This is a genomic window from Streptomyces sp. NPDC020996 (assembly GCF_040641355.1).
Taxonomy (GTDB): domain Bacteria; phylum Actinomycetota; class Actinomycetes; order Streptomycetales; family Streptomycetaceae; genus Streptomyces.
This window is the reverse complement of sequence record NZ_JBFADM010000007.1, coordinates 150,957-165,400: the sequence shown is the minus strand read 5'-3', so window position 1 is coordinate 165,400 and position 14,444 is coordinate 150,957. Positions and strand designations below refer to the sequence as shown.

General features: G+C 73.2%; 12 protein-coding genes. 7 read left to right on the top strand and 5 right to left on the bottom strand.

What is annotated here, in order from left to right; all coding sequences use genetic code 11:
• The first annotated feature begins 1,195 nt into the window (after window positions 1-1,195).
• Window positions 1,196-2,857 carry a CDP-alcohol phosphatidyltransferase gene (locus AB0G63_RS08190; RefSeq protein WP_360746179.1) on the top strand — a complete coding sequence of 554 codons (1,662 nt, stop codon included), beginning with the start codon at window positions 1,196-1,198 and terminating at the stop codon, window positions 2,855-2,857.
• A 23-nt stretch (window positions 2,858-2,880) separates the two neighbouring features.
• Here AB0G63_RS08190 and AB0G63_RS08185 read toward each other — a convergent pair whose 3' ends face one another.
• Both AB0G63_RS08185 and dusB read right to left on the bottom strand, forming a co-directional pair.
• Entirely contained in the window at window positions 2,881-3,408 is a 528-nt protein-coding gene (locus AB0G63_RS08185; RefSeq protein ID WP_360746126.1) for a hypothetical protein, read from the bottom strand.
• Between the two features lie 44 nt (window positions 3,409-3,452).
• Window positions 3,453-4,595: a tRNA dihydrouridine synthase DusB gene (dusB, locus tag AB0G63_RS08180; RefSeq protein WP_360746123.1), complete on the bottom strand. Its 1,143-nt coding sequence runs from the start codon at window positions 4,593-4,595 to the stop codon at window positions 3,453-3,455.
• 105 nt (window positions 4,596-4,700) lie between these two features.
• Here dusB and AB0G63_RS08175 point away from each other — a divergent pair, with 105 nt between their 5' ends.
• The gene (locus AB0G63_RS08175; RefSeq protein WP_360746120.1) at window positions 4,701-6,146 is read left to right on the top strand and encodes an MFS transporter; all 1,446 of its coding nucleotides are present in this window, start codon (window positions 4,701-4,703) and stop codon (window positions 6,144-6,146) included.
• A 323-nt stretch (window positions 6,147-6,469) separates the two neighbouring features.
• Here AB0G63_RS08175 and AB0G63_RS08170 read toward each other — a convergent pair whose 3' ends face one another.
• The gene (locus AB0G63_RS08170) at window positions 6,470-7,477 is read right to left on the bottom strand and encodes a helix-turn-helix transcriptional regulator (RefSeq protein ID WP_360746117.1); all 1,008 of its coding nucleotides are present in this window, start codon (window positions 7,475-7,477) and stop codon (window positions 6,470-6,472) included.
• A 101-nt stretch (window positions 7,478-7,578) separates the two neighbouring features.
• On the opposite strand from AB0G63_RS08170, the gene AB0G63_RS08165 reads away from it, so the two are divergent.
• On the top strand, window positions 7,579-9,006 hold the full coding sequence (locus AB0G63_RS08165) for an MFS transporter (protein ID WP_360746114.1): 1,428 nt from the start codon (window positions 7,579-7,581) through the stop codon (window positions 9,004-9,006).
• Between the two features lie 135 nt (window positions 9,007-9,141).
• Here AB0G63_RS08165 and AB0G63_RS08160 read toward each other — a convergent pair whose 3' ends face one another.
• Window positions 9,142-10,524 (bottom strand): glycine--tRNA ligase, encoded by a 1,383-nt coding sequence (locus tag AB0G63_RS08160; RefSeq protein WP_360746111.1) that lies wholly within the window; start codon window positions 10,522-10,524, stop codon window positions 9,142-9,144.
• 173 nt (window positions 10,525-10,697) lie between these two features.
• Between AB0G63_RS08160 and AB0G63_RS08155 the strand changes: the two genes are divergently transcribed.
• The 4 genes from AB0G63_RS08155 to AB0G63_RS08140 are packed head-to-tail and all read left to right on the top strand — an operon-like array spanning window position 10,698 to window position 13,851.
• Complete coding sequence (locus AB0G63_RS08155; protein WP_360746109.1) at window positions 10,698-11,642, top strand: metal ABC transporter substrate-binding protein; 945 nt, start codon at window positions 10,698-10,700, stop codon at window positions 11,640-11,642.
• A gap of 17 nt (window positions 11,643-11,659) precedes the next feature.
• Window positions 11,660-12,469, top strand: coding sequence for a metal ABC transporter ATP-binding protein (locus AB0G63_RS08150; RefSeq protein ID WP_360746106.1), 810 nt, complete (start codon window positions 11,660-11,662; stop codon window positions 12,467-12,469).
• Window positions 12,469-13,371, top strand: coding sequence for a metal ABC transporter permease (locus tag AB0G63_RS08145; protein ID WP_360746103.1), 903 nt, complete (start codon window positions 12,469-12,471; stop codon window positions 13,369-13,371). Before AB0G63_RS08150 ends, AB0G63_RS08145 begins: the two co-directional genes overlap by 1 nt.
• Before the next feature lie 57 nt (window positions 13,372-13,428).
• The gene (locus tag AB0G63_RS08140) at window positions 13,429-13,851 is read left to right on the top strand and encodes a transcriptional repressor (protein ID WP_360746100.1); all 423 of its coding nucleotides are present in this window, start codon (window positions 13,429-13,431) and stop codon (window positions 13,849-13,851) included.
• A 1-nt stretch (window position 13,852) separates the two neighbouring features.
• Here AB0G63_RS08140 and AB0G63_RS08135 read toward each other — a convergent pair whose 3' ends face one another.
• Window positions 13,853-14,389 (bottom strand): YcxB family protein, encoded by a 537-nt coding sequence (locus AB0G63_RS08135; RefSeq protein ID WP_360746097.1) that lies wholly within the window; start codon window positions 14,387-14,389, stop codon window positions 13,853-13,855.
• Window positions 14,390-14,444: the final 55 nt, after the last annotated feature.

Here is a 14,444-nt window from a genome sequence, read left to right as displayed (position 1 = left end):
GACGGCGCACAGACGCCCCGCACGGGGCGCGCGCCGAGCCGGCACCGGCCGCCCGACGTACTCGCCGGGTACTGGCACCGCACCCACCGGGACCCGACGCCCCACCCGCACGCGTGCGCACGCGAATCCCGCTCGGCGGCGGCACCACTCGCCCTCCTCACAGCGGTCGGCGGCGCGCAGGCGCTCCGCGCGGGTGGGCGGCGACGACGACCGGCACCGCCCGGCCAGAGGTGCTCCCCGGGTACAGGCACCCCACCCACGCGGGGCCGGTGCCCACCCGCACGCCGGCGTGCGCGAGCCCGGTCGGCGGCGCACAGACGCCCCGCGCGGGCACCGGGCACCGGCTGCCCGACGTGTTCGCCGGGCAGGGCGCGGCACCACCGGGAACCGGCGCCCCACCCGCAAGCCCGCGTGCACGAGCCTCGCTCGGCAGCGCACAGACGCCCCGCACGGGGGTGCGGCCGAGCCGGCACCAGCCGCCCGACCTGCTCGCCGAGTACAGGCGCCACACCCACGGGACCCGGCGCCCCGCCCGCACGCCCGCGAGCACAAGCCCCGCTCGGCGGCGCGCAGACGCTCCGCGCCGGGCCCGGCCGTACGCGGTGACGGCGACCGGGCACCCGAGCACCGGCCGTCCGACGTGCTCGCCGGGTACGGGCGCCGCGCCTGCGGGGAGCCGGTGCCTTGTCCGCGCGTGTGCCTGCGCGGGTAAGGCACCGGTGGCGTGCAGGCGCCCCGCGCCGGGCCACACGGCGGCGGCGACCGGAACCGGGTGCCGGAGGTGCTCGCCGGATATGGGCGGGGCGCCCGCGCGGAGGCGGTGCCTGCCCGCACGCGTGCGTGCGTGCGCGGATCACGGCCGGCGGCGGCCTGACGCCCCGCGCGGGGCCCGTCCGCGGCTGCGTTGACCAGCCGTTTGCCGGGTGTTTGCCCGGGACTGTGAACAGGTCTCCGCGGCCGGCCGTACGGGAGGACGGCGGGCCCCGAGCCTCCCCGGTGCGGCCCGCCCTCCGCCACGGGCCTCGCACGGAAGGACCTTCGGGTGCCTGTCTTCACGCGCCTTCGTCAACTGCCGGACACGACCGACCCCGTGAGCGGGGAGCCGTCGCCCGGGGCCGGGACCGCGAGCGCGCCGGAGCCGGCGGCCCCCGCGCGGAACGCCCTGCGCGCCCGTCTGGCCGCCCCGCGCGCCCGTCTGGCCGCCCTGCGCGACCGCCACCCGGGGGCCGTGCGCGCCGCCCGCTGGACCGTCACGGCCCTGGCCGCAGCCCTGGTGCTCGGGGCGCTGCTGTTGCCGAACACGTCGGCCGCGCTGCGGCCGAACCGGTTCACCCGCATCCCGGTGGAGGCGATCATCGGGGCGGCCGTGCTGCTGGCGCTGCCGCGCCGCAGGCCGCGGCAGGCGGTGGCGGCGCTGGCCGGGCTGGCGCTGGGCGCGATGACGATCCTGAACCTGCTGGACATGGGGTTCACCGACTATCTCGGCCGCGGCTTCAACCCGGTCCTGGACTGGGAGCTGCTGGACGACGCGCGGTCGTACGTCCGGGACTCGATGGGCGGCGCCGTGGCGGCCGGCGCGGTGGTCGGCGTCGTCGTCCTGGTCCTGCTCGTGCTCGGTCTCATGGCCCTGGCGACGGTCCGGCTCGGCAACCTGCTGGACCGCAACCGGCGGACGGCGACCAGGGCGACGCTGGTGGCGGCCGTCGTGTGGGTGCTGTGCTCCGGTCTGGGGCTGGAGCTCATGGGCGTGCCGGTCGCCTCCGACCGCACCGCCGCGGCCCTGCAGATCCAGGTGCGCCGGGTGCGGGACACCCTGCGGGACGAGGCCGCCTTCGGCAAGGAGGCCAGGAGCGACACCTTCGGCAACACGCCGGGCAGCCAGCTGGTGCCCGACCTGCGCGGCAAGGACATGATCTTCACGTTCATCGAGAGCTACGGCCGTAGCGCGATCGAGGACCCGATCATGGCGCCCGGCGTCGACCGGACGCTCGACGCGCGCACCGCGGCCCTGGCGAAGGCCGGCTTCCACGCCAGGAGCGGCTGGCTGACGTCGGCGACGTACGGCGGCAGCAGCTGGCTGGGGCACTCGACGACCCTGTCGGGCCTGTGGATCGACAACCAGCAGCGGTATCGCACGGTCATGGCCAGCGACCACCTCAGCCTCACCAAGGCGTTCAAGAAGACGGGCGCCTGGGACACGGTCGGCATCATGCCGGGCGTGCAGAAGGGCTGGCCGGAGGCGAAGTTCTACGGCCTGGACAAGGTGCGCAACGCCTTCCAGCTCGGCTACCGGGGGCCGAAGTTCAGCTGGTCGACGATGCCCGACCAGTACGCCCTGGAGGCCTTCCAGCGCCTGGAGCACGGCAGGAAGCGCGACAAGCCGCTGATGTCGGAGATCATCCTCACCTCCAGCCACCAGCCCTGGGCGCCGGTCCCGAAGATGGTCGGCTGGGACGAACTCGGTGACGGGTCGGTCTTCGACGCGATCCAGAAGGCCGGCAAGAAGCCGTCGGACATCATCACCAGCCCGGCCAAGTCCCGCGCGGAGTACGGCAAGTCCATCCAGTACTCGGTGACCGCGCTCACCCAGTGGCTGGAGCGCTACGGCGACGACGACACCGTCCTGGTCTTCCTCGGCGACCACCAGCCGATCGCCCGCGTCAGCGGCGACCACGCCAGCCGTGACGTGCCGGTCTCGATCGTCGCCAAGGACCCGAAGGTGCTCGACAAGATCGGCTCCTGGGGCTGGACGGACGGCCTGCGCCCGGCCCACGACGCCCCGGTGTGGAAGATGAGCGCCTTCCGCGACCGCTTCCTGACCGCGTACGGATCGACCCCGCATCCGAAGAAGGGCTGAACTCGAGGGAGGGCGGGGGCCCTTCAGGCCACATCCATCACGGCGCGCGCCGTTTCGGCGAACCGGTCCAGGGACACCAGGCAGGCGTCCCGGGCCGCGTCGAAGCGGACGCGCGCCTCCGGCTCCCCGCGGCAGACGTGCCACAGGGCGCGGCTGACCTCCGTCGCCGCCGCAAGCACCGCCTGCGCCGCCTCCGCCACCTGCGCGGGACCCTCCAGGCGCACGACGCGGACACCCCGCAGGAGCGGGTCGTACGCCTCACGCACCGCCCCGCGTATCTCCTGGCAGCGCGTCAGGAATCGCTCGGAACCGGCGAGTTGGAAGTACGCGTCGACGACCTGCCGGTACAGCTCGCCCATGGCGTGCGAGCGCTCCATCAGCTCCAGATACGCCGCCCGCCGCAACTCCCGCACCCGTAACCGGTGTTGCGCCCGCGCCGTCTCCTCCGCCTGCACTCTGGCCGCCCGCACGCTCCCCATGGTGGCCACCCAGCTCGCGAGCACCGCCGTACCGCCGGTGAACGCCGCGACCCACACCGCGCTGTCCCCCACGCGGATCAGTGTCGGCCCGCGCCCGGAAGCTGTCGAGGGGACGGTCAGCCGCCCGACGTGTCCAGTTCGGCGTCCTCGCCGACGCCCGCGCAGTCGTACGGGTCCTTCAGCCAGCCGTCCGGCAGGACCACCCGGTTGTTGCCGGAGGTGCGGCCGCGGGGGCCGTCGGCACCGGCCGGCCAGGGCTGGTCGAGGTCCAGTTCGTCGAGGCCGGCGCGGAGCTCCTCCAGGGAGGAGGTGACGGCAAGGCGCTTGCGCATCTCGCTGCCGACCGCGAAGCCCTTCAGGTACCAGGCCACGTGCTTGCGGAAGTCGATCACGCCCCGGGAGGCGTCGCCGAGCCATTCGCCGAGGAGGGCCGCGTGCCGGACCATGACGTCGGCGACCTCGCGGAGGGCGGGCCGGGCGATGTCGTCGTCGCGGCCCTCGAAGGACGCCACCAGGTCGGAGAACAGCCACGGGCGGCCCAGGCAGCCGCGTCCGACGACGACTCCGTCGCAGCCGGTCTCCCGCACCATCCGCACGGCGTCACCGGCCGACCAGATGTCGCCGTTGCCGAGCACCGGGATCTCCGGGACGTGCTCCTTCAGGCGGGCGATGGCGTCCCAGTCGGCGGTGCCGCCGTAGTGCTGGGCGGCGGTGCGGCCGTGCAGGGCGATGGCGGTGACGCCCTCCTCGACGGCGATCCGGCCGGCGTCGAGGTAGGTGAGGTGGTCGTCGTCGATGCCCTTGCGCATCTTCATCGTCACCGGGAGGTCCCCGGCGCCCGACACCGCCTCGCGCAGGATCGCGCGCAGCAGGTTGCGCTTGTACGGGAGGGCCGAGCCGCCGCCCTTCCTGGTCACCTTCGGCACCGGGCAGCCGAAGTTGAGGTCGATGTGGTCGGCGAGGTCCTCTTCCGCGATCATGCGGACGGCCTTGCCGACGGTCGCCGGGTCGACGCCGTACAGCTGGATCGAGCGGGGTGTCTCGCTCGCGTCGAAGCGGACCAGCTGCATGGTCTTCTCGTTGCGCTCGACCAGCGCCCGGGTCGTGATCATCTCGCTCACGAACAGGCCCTTGCCGCCGCTGAACTCCCGGCACAGGGTGCGGAAGGGCGCGTTGGTGATCCCGGTCATGGGGGCGAGGACGACGGGCGGCTGGACGCTGTGCGGGCCGATCTGCAGGGGCGTGGTGGGCGTGGGCATTCCCCCATTGTCCCGTACGGCGGGCGCTGCCCGTGACTGGCCGGGAAACGACCATGCACAGACCATTAGTTAGACGCACTATCGACATCGTCGTACGATGACCGCATGCCCGAGCTCAGCCATCGCCGACGCTTCCTGGTCCTCGCGATCTGTTGCATGAGCCTGCTGATCGTGAGCCTCGACGTCACCGCCCTGAACGTCGCCCTGCCCTCGATGCAGCGCGAGCTGGACGCGAGCACGGCGGGCCTGCAGTGGGCCGTCGACGCGTACACGCTGGTGCTGGCCGCGCTGCTGATGCTGGCGGGCTCCACGGCCGACCGGATCGGCCGCAAGCGCGTCTTCATGTCCGGCCTGGCGGTCTTCACGCTCGGCTCGCTGCTGTGTTCCCTCGCCCCGAACCTCCAGGCGCTGGTCGCCTTCCGGATGCTCCAGGCGGTGGGCGGCTCGATGCTCAACCCGGTCGCCATGTCGATCATCACCAACACCTTCACGGACCCGCGTGAGCGCGCCCGCGCGATAGGCGTGTGGGGCGGGGTGGTCGGCCTGTCGATGGCCGCGGGTCCGCTGGCCGGCGGGCTGCTGGTGGACTCGGTCGGCTGGCGCTCCATCTTCTGGGTCAACCTGCCGGTGGGCCTGGCGGCCCTGCTGCTGACCCTGCGCTTCGTCCCGGAGTCCCGCGCCCCCAGGGCCCGCCGCCCCGACCCGGTCGGCCAGGTGCTCGTCATCGCCCTGTTCGGTTCGCTGACGTACGCGATCATCGAGGCGCCGGCGTCCGGAGCGGCCTCCGTCCTGCCGTTCGCCGCGGTGGCGCTCGCCGCGCTGCTGGGCCTGCTGCTGTACGAGCCCCGTCGCGCCGAGCCGCTCATCGACCTGCGGTTCTTCCGCTCGGCGCCGTTCAGCGGGGCGACGGTGATCGCGGTCAGCGCGTTCGCCGCGCTGGGCGGTTTCCTCTTCCTGTCGACGCTGTACCTGCAGAACGTGCGCGGCTACGACGCCCTGCACGCGGGTCTGTGGATGCTGCCGATGGCGATCCCCTGCTTCCTGTGCGCGCCCCTGTCCGGACGACTGGTCGGCAGCCGCGGCCCGCGCCCGTCCCTGCTGGCCGCCGGGGTCACGATCACCGCGAGCGGGGTGCTGTTCGCGGCGTTCGAGGCGGAGACGTCGGACGTCACCCTGTTCCTCGGGTACGTCCTGTTCGGCATCGGCTTCGGCCTGGTGAACGCGCCGATCACCAACACGGCCGTCTCGGGCATGCCGCGTGCCCAGGCGGGCGTCGCCGCCGCGGTGGCCTCCACGAGCCGGCAGCTCGGCCAGACGCTGGGCGTCGCGGTGGTCGGCGCGGTACTGGCCTCCGGGGTGGGCTCGTCGCCGTACCGGGAGGTGTTCGTCCGGGCGGCCCGCCCCGGCTGGTGGATCCTCACGGCCTGCGGCGCCGCGGTGCTCGTCCTGGGCGCCCTGACGAGCGGCCGCTGGGCCCGGCGGACCGCGGAACGCACGGCGGAGCGGCTGGAGTCGGCCGAGGTGCGCGAGGCGGCCCGGGTCGGCGCGTGATCCGGCCGCTCACTGGCCGACCCGCCTCGTAAGCCGGCCGCTCACGGGCCGACCCGCCTCGTAAGCCAGCCGCTCACTGGCCGACCAGCCGCGTGAGCCGGCCCCTGAGCGCCCGGTGTCACTGTCGGCCGGGGCGCGCCGGCCGGCCTGCGGTTCCCGGGCCGGCCGCAGCGGGCGCAGACGGTGGACAGCCGCCCGGCACGACGTCGGCGTACGCCTGGTCCGGCACCTGGTCCGGTACCGCGCCGAGGACGCGGGGCTCCGCGAGGACGCGCTCGGGCGGTTCCACCGGCGGCGGTCGGCGGGGCGCGGCCGGGCGTGGGTCAGCGGCCCATGGCGCGGCCGGCGTGCCGCTCCAGCGCGATGGCGTGCAGCTGCTCCAGGCGTTGCCGCGATTCCTCGTCCGCCGGGGCGTAGGTGACCATGCGGGGGCCCGGCTCCGGGGTGAGCCACAGGTCCGTGTGGTCGACGGTGACGCGGCCGACGTAGCGGTTGCGGAACTCCTTGCGCTTGGTGCGGTGGGCGACGACCTCGTGGCGGTCCCACGCCGCGCGGAACTCCGCGGACTCCGCGCACAGGCGCTTCAGGAGCGTCTTCCAGGCCGGCTCGGCGAGATGGCCCGCCATCGCGGCGCGGAACCGGGCGGCCATCAGCCGCTGCGCCTCCTCCAGATGCACGATCGAGGAGCGCCACTCGGTGTTCGTGTACGACAGGATCATGCAGTTGCGGTCCTCGGGCGGCACCGCGTCCAGGTCGCACAGCAGCAGGCCGTAGGTGCGGTTGTGGGCGAGGATGTCGTACCGGCTGTTCTGCACGCAGGCCGGGAGGGGTTCGAGCTGCTCCAGCACGGCCCGCACGGCCGGTGTGACGGACGGGCAGACGGTGGCCGGCGCCGGGTCCACGTGCCCGGCCAGCTGGAAGAGGTGCGCCCGCTCGCTGGGGTCCAGCAGCAGGGTGCGGGCCAGGGCGTCGAGGACCTGGACGGAGACCTGGATGTCGCGGGCCTGCTCGAGCCAGGTGTACCAGGTGACGCCGACCGCGGAGAGCTGGGCGACCTCCTCGCGGCGCAGGCCCGGCGTGCGGCGCCGGCGGCCGCGGGGCAGGCCGACCTGCTCGGGGGTGATGTGCTCGCGGCGGTGACGCAGGAAGGCGGCGAGTTCACGCCGGCGGACCGCCGCCGACGCCGTCCCCGGAGCCGCCGCCGACGCCGTCCCCGGCGCCGTCCCCGGGGCGGTCTCCCGGACCGTGGTTCCCTGAGCGGTGGTTCCCTGAACGGTGGTTCCCTGAGCCGTGGTTCCCCGGGGCGCGGTTTCCTGGGCCGTGGTCGTCATGCACCAAGCCTGCCGTGCGCCGGAACCTGTTGCCAGGTACTCCTTCTACCAGGACAAGGAGACTCTGGTACCAGGCTGGGCGCGGTCGCAGAGTCTCGTACGTGACCGACACCATCACCTCACGCACCGTCCGCCCGCCGTCCGCGCCACCCGCGCTCGGCGGCCTCGGACTCTTCACCGTGCTGCTGGCCGCGGCACTCCCCCTCGTCGACTTCTTCATCGTCAACGTCGCCCTCCCGACCATCGGCCGGGACCTCGACGCGAGCGAGTCCGTCCTGGAACTCGTCGTCGCCGGATACGGGCTCGCGTACGCCGTGCTCCTCGTCCTCGGCGGCAGGCTCGGCGACCTGTTCGGGCGGCGCCGCTTCTTCCTGGGCGGGATGGCGGCGTTCGGCCTGACCTCGCTGCTGTGCGGGCTCGCGCCGGGCGCGTGGAGCCTCGTCGCGGCCCGGGTCGCGCAGGGCGCGTCGGCCGCCGCGATGCTGCCGCAGGTGCTCGCCACCATCCAGGCGGCCACCGCCGGGCCCCGGCGGGCGCGGGCCATGGGCCTGTACGGCGCCACAGCCGGCCTGTCGATGGTGGCCGGGCAGATCCTCGGCGGGGTCCTGGTGGCCGCCGACGTCGCCGGCACCGGCTGGCGCTCGGTGTTCCTGGTGAACGTCCCGGTCGTCGTCGTGGGCCTGGTCCTGGCCGCCCGCTCGGTCCCCGAGACCCGCTCACCGCACCCGGAGCCGGTGGACGGCCCCGGCACCGTCCTGCTCACCGCCTCCCTGCTCGCCCTGCTGGCCCCGCTCACCGAGGGCAGGTCGGCGGGCTGGCCGCTGTGGACGTGGCTGTCGCTGGCCGCGTTCCCGTTCCTGACGGCGGCGTTCTTCGCGGTGGAGCGCCGGGCGGACCGGCACGGCCGTACGCCGCTGGTGCCGCCCGGCCTGCTCGCGCTGACCTCGCTGCGGCGCGGGCTGGTGATGATCCTGCCGTTCTCGGTCGGCTTCAGCGGCTTCATGTTCGTGATCGCGGTGGCGTTGCAGCGGGGCGCCGGCCTGGGCCCGGTGGCCGCCGGGCTGGCGCTCGCCCCCATGGCCGTCGCGTTCTTCCTCGTCTCGCTCGCCGGTCCGCGCCTGGTCACCCGGTACGGCACCCGGGTCGTGACCGTCGGCGCGCTCGTCCAGGCGGCGGGCGTGGCCCTGCTGGCGCTGGCCGCGTGGCGCTCCTGGCCGGACCTCGGCTTCGCCGGGCTGCTCCCCGGCGCGGCGGTCGCCGGCGCCGGACAGGCGCTCCAACTGCCCATCCTCTTCCGCATCGTGCTGTCCGAGGTGCCGCCCGCCCGGGCGGGCGTCGGCGGCGGCGTCATGGTCACCACCCAGCAGTCGGCGCTGGCCCTGGGGGTAGCCACCCTCGGCACCCTGTTCCTGTCCCTCGTCCCGCACCTGGGCATGCGGGACGCCCTGGTGACGACGCTGCTGGTACAGCTGGCCGGGGTGGCCCTGACCGGGCTGCTGAGCCTGCGGCTGCCGCGCACGATCGGGTGAGCCCGTCGTGGGCGCCGACGGGCGGCACACCCCACCGCACAGCACCGCCCCACCGCCCCACCGCACAGCACGAGGCCGGCCCCGACGGGGGATTCCGTCGGGGCCGGCCTCGTAGGTACCGCGGGAGCAGGGGGGCTAGCAGCCGACCAGGCGGCCCGCCAGGTAGCCCTCGATCTGGTCCAGCGACACGCGCTCCTGCTTCATCGAGTCGCGCTCGCGCACCGTCACGGCGTTGTCCTCGAGGGTGTCGAAGTCGACCGTCACGCAGTACGGGGTGCCGATCTCGTCCTGGCGGCGGTAGCGGCGGCCGATGGCGCCCGCGTCGTCGAACTCGATGTTCCAGTTCTGCCGCAGCGCCTGGGCCAGGCCCTTGGCCTTGGGCGACAGCTCCGGGTTGCGGGACAGCGGCAGGACCGCGACCTTGACCGGGGCGAGGCGGTGGTCGAGGCGCAGGACGGTGCGCTTCTCCAGCTTGCCCTTGGCGTTGGGCGCCTCGTCCTCGACGTAGGCGTCGAGCAGGAACGCCAGCATCGCGCGGCCGACACCGGCCGCGGGCTCGATGACGTACGGCGTCCAGCGCTCGCCGGCCTCCTGGTCGAAGTAGGACAGGTCCTGGCCGGAGGCCTTGGAGTGCGCGCCGAGGTCGTAGTCGGTGCGGTTGGCGACGCCCTCCAGCTCGCCCCACTCGCTGCCGCCGAACTGGAAGCGGTACTCGATGTCGGCGGTGCGCTTGGAGTAGTGGGAGAGCTTCTCCTTGGGGTGCTCGTACCAGCGCATGTTCTCTTCACGCAGGCCCAGGCCGGTGTACCAGTTCCAGCGCTGCTCCATCCAGTACTCCTGCCACTTCTCGTCCTCGCCCGGCTTGACGAAGAACTCCATCTCCATCTGCTCGAACTCGCGGGTGCGGAAGATGAAGTTGCCCGGCGTGATCTCGTTGCGGAACGACTTGCCCATCTGGGCGATGCCGAACGGCGGCTTGCGGCGCGAAGTGGTCTGCACCTGGGCGAAGTTGGTGAAGATGCCCTGGGCGGTCTCGGGGCGCAGGTAGGCGATGGAGCCGGAGTCCTGCGTGGGACCGAGGTGGGTGGAGAGCAGGCCCGAGAACTGCTTGGGCTCGGTGAACTGGCCCTTGTTGCCGCAGTTGGGGCAGTTGACGTCCGCCAGGCCGTTCCCCGGCAGGCGGCCGTGCTTGGCCTCGTAGGCCTCCTCCAAGTGGTCCGCGCGGAACCGCTTGTGGCAGGAGGTGCACTCGGTGAGCGGGTCGGTGAAGGTGGCGACGTGACCGGAGGCCACCCAGACCTCGGAGGCCAGGATGACGGACGAGTCGATGCCGACCACGTCCTCGCGCGACGTCACCATGTAGCGCCACCACTGGCGCTTGAGGTTCTCCTTGAGCTCGACACCCAGCGGTCCGTAGTCCCAGGCGGCACGCTGGCCGCCGTAGATCTCACTACAGGGGAATACGAAGCCACGGCGCTTGCTCAGGCTGACGATGGTGTCGATCTTGTCGGCGGCCACGGTGCTCTCTTCATTACGACGACGGGCGACGAAGCGAGATGCTTCCAGCGAATGCTTCAGGGTACCGGCGGGGTGTCCCCCTCAACCAAATTGGGCCGTCCCCCTCGACCGATCCCCCGGCCGATCGAACCCGTTGTTGACAACGGTTTCCATCTTCGTTGAAAATGACTGTCATGAACGCCCGACGACCCCTCATACCCGCGGTGGCGACGACCGTGGTCACGGCCCTGGCCCTCGCCTCCCTCTCCGCCTGCTCCGGCAGCGCGGCCGCGGGCAACACGGACAAGTTCGACGTCGTCGCGTCGTTCTACCCGATGGCCTTCCTCGCGGAGCGGATCGGCGGCGGCCACGTCAACGTCACCACCCTGACCCAGCCCGGCCAGGAGCCGCACGACCTGGAGATCAGCGCCCGGCAGACCGCGCAGCTCCAGGAGTCCGACGCGGTGCTCTACCTCAAGAACCTCCAGCCCTCCGTCGACGACGCGGTGGCCCAGTCAGAGGTCAAGACCAAGATCGACGCCGCCTCGCTGACCACGCTCGAGGAGCACGGCAACGAGGTCGGCGGCCACGCGGCCGCGCACGGCGGGGAGGCGGCCGGCAAGGACCCGCACATCTGGCTCGACCCGGTGCGCTACGCCGAGGTCGCCGAGGGCGTCGGCAAGGCCTTCGAGAAGGCCGACCCGGACCACGCCGCCGACTACCGCAGGAACACCGCCGTCCTGGTCGGGAAGCTGGAGGCGCTCGACACCGCGTTCAAGGACGGCCTGGCCGGCACGCGGTCGAAGGTCTTCATCACCACCCACGCCGCCTTCGGCTACCTCGCCGAGCGCTACGGCCTGACCGAGGAGGCCATCAACGGCCTCGACCCCGAGTCCGAGCCGAGCGCGGGGAGGGTGAGGGAACTCGAGAAGACGGCCAAGGCCGACGGCGTCACCACCGTCTTCTACGAGACGCTCGTCAGCGACAAGACCGCGAAGACCGTCGCCGAGGACGCGGGCCTGAAGACCGACGTCCTCGATCCCATCGAGGGCATCACGTCCAAGTCCCGGGGCCAGGACTACATCTCGGTCATGAAGGCCAACCTCAAGGCGCTGCAGACGGCCCTGGGAAGCAAGTGATCCGCATGGAGGGCGTCATGGACAGCACACGGGAGCCCGTCATATCCCTGCGCGGGGTACGCGCCGAGCTGGGCGCGCGCCCCGTCCTGCGCGGCATCGACCTCACGGTGGGCCGCGGCGAGGTCGTCGCGCTGCTCGGCGCGAACGGCTCCGGCAAGTCGACCGCGGTGCGCAGCGTCATCGGGCAGGTCCCGGTCAGCGCGGGCGAGGTCGAACTGTTCGGCGTCCCGCGGCGCCGGTTCCGCGACTGGGCCCGCGTCGGGTACGTCCCGCAGCGCACCACGGCCGCGGGCGGGGTGCCGTCGACGGTGACCGAGGTGGTCACCTCGGGCCGGCTGTCCCGGGCCCGCTTCGGCATGCTGCGGAGGGCCGACCACGCGGCCGTGCGCCGGGCGCTGGAACTGGTCGGCATGGCGGACCGGGCGAAGGATTCGGTGAACGCCCTGTCCGGCGGCCAGCACCAGCGCGTGCTGATCGCCCGCGCGCTCACCGCCGAACCCGAGCTGCTGATCATGGACGAGCCGATGGCGGGCGTCGACCTGGCCAGCCAGGAGGTGCTGGCCCGCACGCTGCGGGAGCAGATCGCCGCCGGGGTCACGGTCCTGCTGGTGCTGCACGAGCTGGGCCCCCTGGAGCCCCTGATCGACCGGGCGGTCGTACTGCGCGACGGCTGCGTCCTGCACGACGGCCCGCCCCCGAAGGCCGTGGCCAGCACTCCCCCACTCTCGGCTTCGCTCGAGCGGGGGGACCCCCAGCACGGCCACGACCACGTCCACCCGCACGCGCCCGCGGGCACCGAACCGATCCGCACGGGACTGCTGAGCTGATGGACCTCCTGAACTACGCCTTCATGCAGCGGGCGCTGCTCGCCGCCGTCCTGGTCGGCGTCACCGCCCCCGCCATCGGCATCTACCTGGTGCAGCGCCGCCAGGCCCTGATGGGCGACGGCATCGGCCACGTGGCGATGACCGGCGTCGGCCTCGGCTTCCTGCTGAACGCCTCGCCGGTGTGGATGGCGACGCTGGTCTCCGTGCTGGGCGCGGTGCTGATGGAGCTGATCCGCTGGTACGGCCGCACCCGCGGCGACATCGCCCTGGCGATGCTCTTCTACGGCGGCATGGCCGGCGGCGTGATGTTCATCAACCTCGCCCCGACCGGGTCCAACGCCAACCTCACCTCGTACCTCTTCGGTTCCCTGTCCACGGTGTCGGAGTCGGACGTCACGGCGATCTGCCTGCTGGCCGGGTTCGTGGTGCTGGTCACCGTCGGGCTGCGCCGCCAGTTGTTCGCGGTCAGCCAGGACGAGGAGTTCGCGCGGGTCACGGGCCTGCCGGTGCGCGCCCTGAACCTGCTCACCGCGGTCACCGCGGCGGTGACGGTGACCGTCGCGATGCGCGTGGTGGGCCTGCTGCTGGTGTCGGCCCTGATGGTGGTCCCGGTGGCGGCGGCCCAGCAGCTCAGCCGCAGCTTCGCGGCGACGTTCGCGATCGCCGTCGCCATCGGCGTGACCGTGACGATCGGCGGCACCGTCACCTCGTACTACCAGGACGTGCCGCCCGGCGCGACGATCGTGCTGCTGACCATCGCGGCGTTCGTCGCGCTGACCGCGCTGGCCGCCCCGCTGGCCCGCCGACGCGCCCGCGCGGCGGCCGCCGCGCAGCCCGCCGGGGACCCCGCCGAGTGCGCGATTCCGGCCACCCGGGCGGCCGCCGACGAGGCCGGCGTCTGACCGCGGCCCGGGCCGGGCTGGCACAATGGCCGGCAGGCAGTGTGAAGGAGGCAACCGGTGACGACCGCTGGACCGCCCGTGAAGGGCCGCGCCACCCGGCAGCGCGCCGCGGTGGCGGCAGCCCTCGACGAGGTCGACGAGTTCCGCAGCGCGCAGGAACTGCACGACATGCTCAAGCACAAGGGTGACTCGGTCGGCCTCACCACGGTGTACCGCACGCTGCAGTCCCTCGCCGACGCGGGCGAGGTCGACGTCCTGCGCACCTCCGACGGCGAGTCCGTCTACCGCCGCTGCTCCACCGGCGAGCACCACCATCACCTCGTCTGCCGGGCCTGCGGCAAGGCGGTGGAGGTGGAGGGCCCGGCGGTGGAGAAGTGGGCCGAGGCCATCGCCGCCGAGCACGGGTACGTCAACGTCGCCCACACCGTCGAGATCTTCGGCACGTGCGCGGACTGCGCCGGGGCCGCTGAGGGCCGCTGAGCTACCCGCGCGTCAGGTGCCGGTCGAGGATCGCGCGCAGCCGGTCGGCGTCGGCGGGGTCCGGGAGGCCGCGCTTGGGCAGCACGGTGAAGCAGGAGGCGTTCTTGTCGTCGCTGTAGGTGATGAAGGCGTCTTCGGTCTCCCGGTAGCGGGGCTGCGCCGCCCAGTTGACCGACGTCGTGCTGTTGTCGGTGGCCATCGTCAGCCCGGCGTCCGCCACGGTCGCGCGATACGTGCCGTTGCGGGCGGCGAGCTTGAGGAAGGCGCGGGCCTGGACCCGGGGCATGCAGTGCAGCAGGGCCGCGGCCAGGGGCATACAGGTGAGCAGGAACCAGTCGGGTTTCTCGCTCCCCGCCACCGAGAGTGAGGCGTTCAGCACGAAAGCGGCGGCCACGAGACCGACGGCCCAGCGCCGCACCCACACCCGCCGCCGCAACCGCTCGCGTTCCCGCAGCGCCCCCAGGAAATCCCCCGCGACCGGCTGGTAGGCCAGCTCGACCACGCCCTGACCGGCGTCCCGCCCCATGTCCATGACCATGGGGCGGAGCGTAGCGGTGCCGGTCAGCTCCGGTCGAAGCACTTACGGGGGGCCG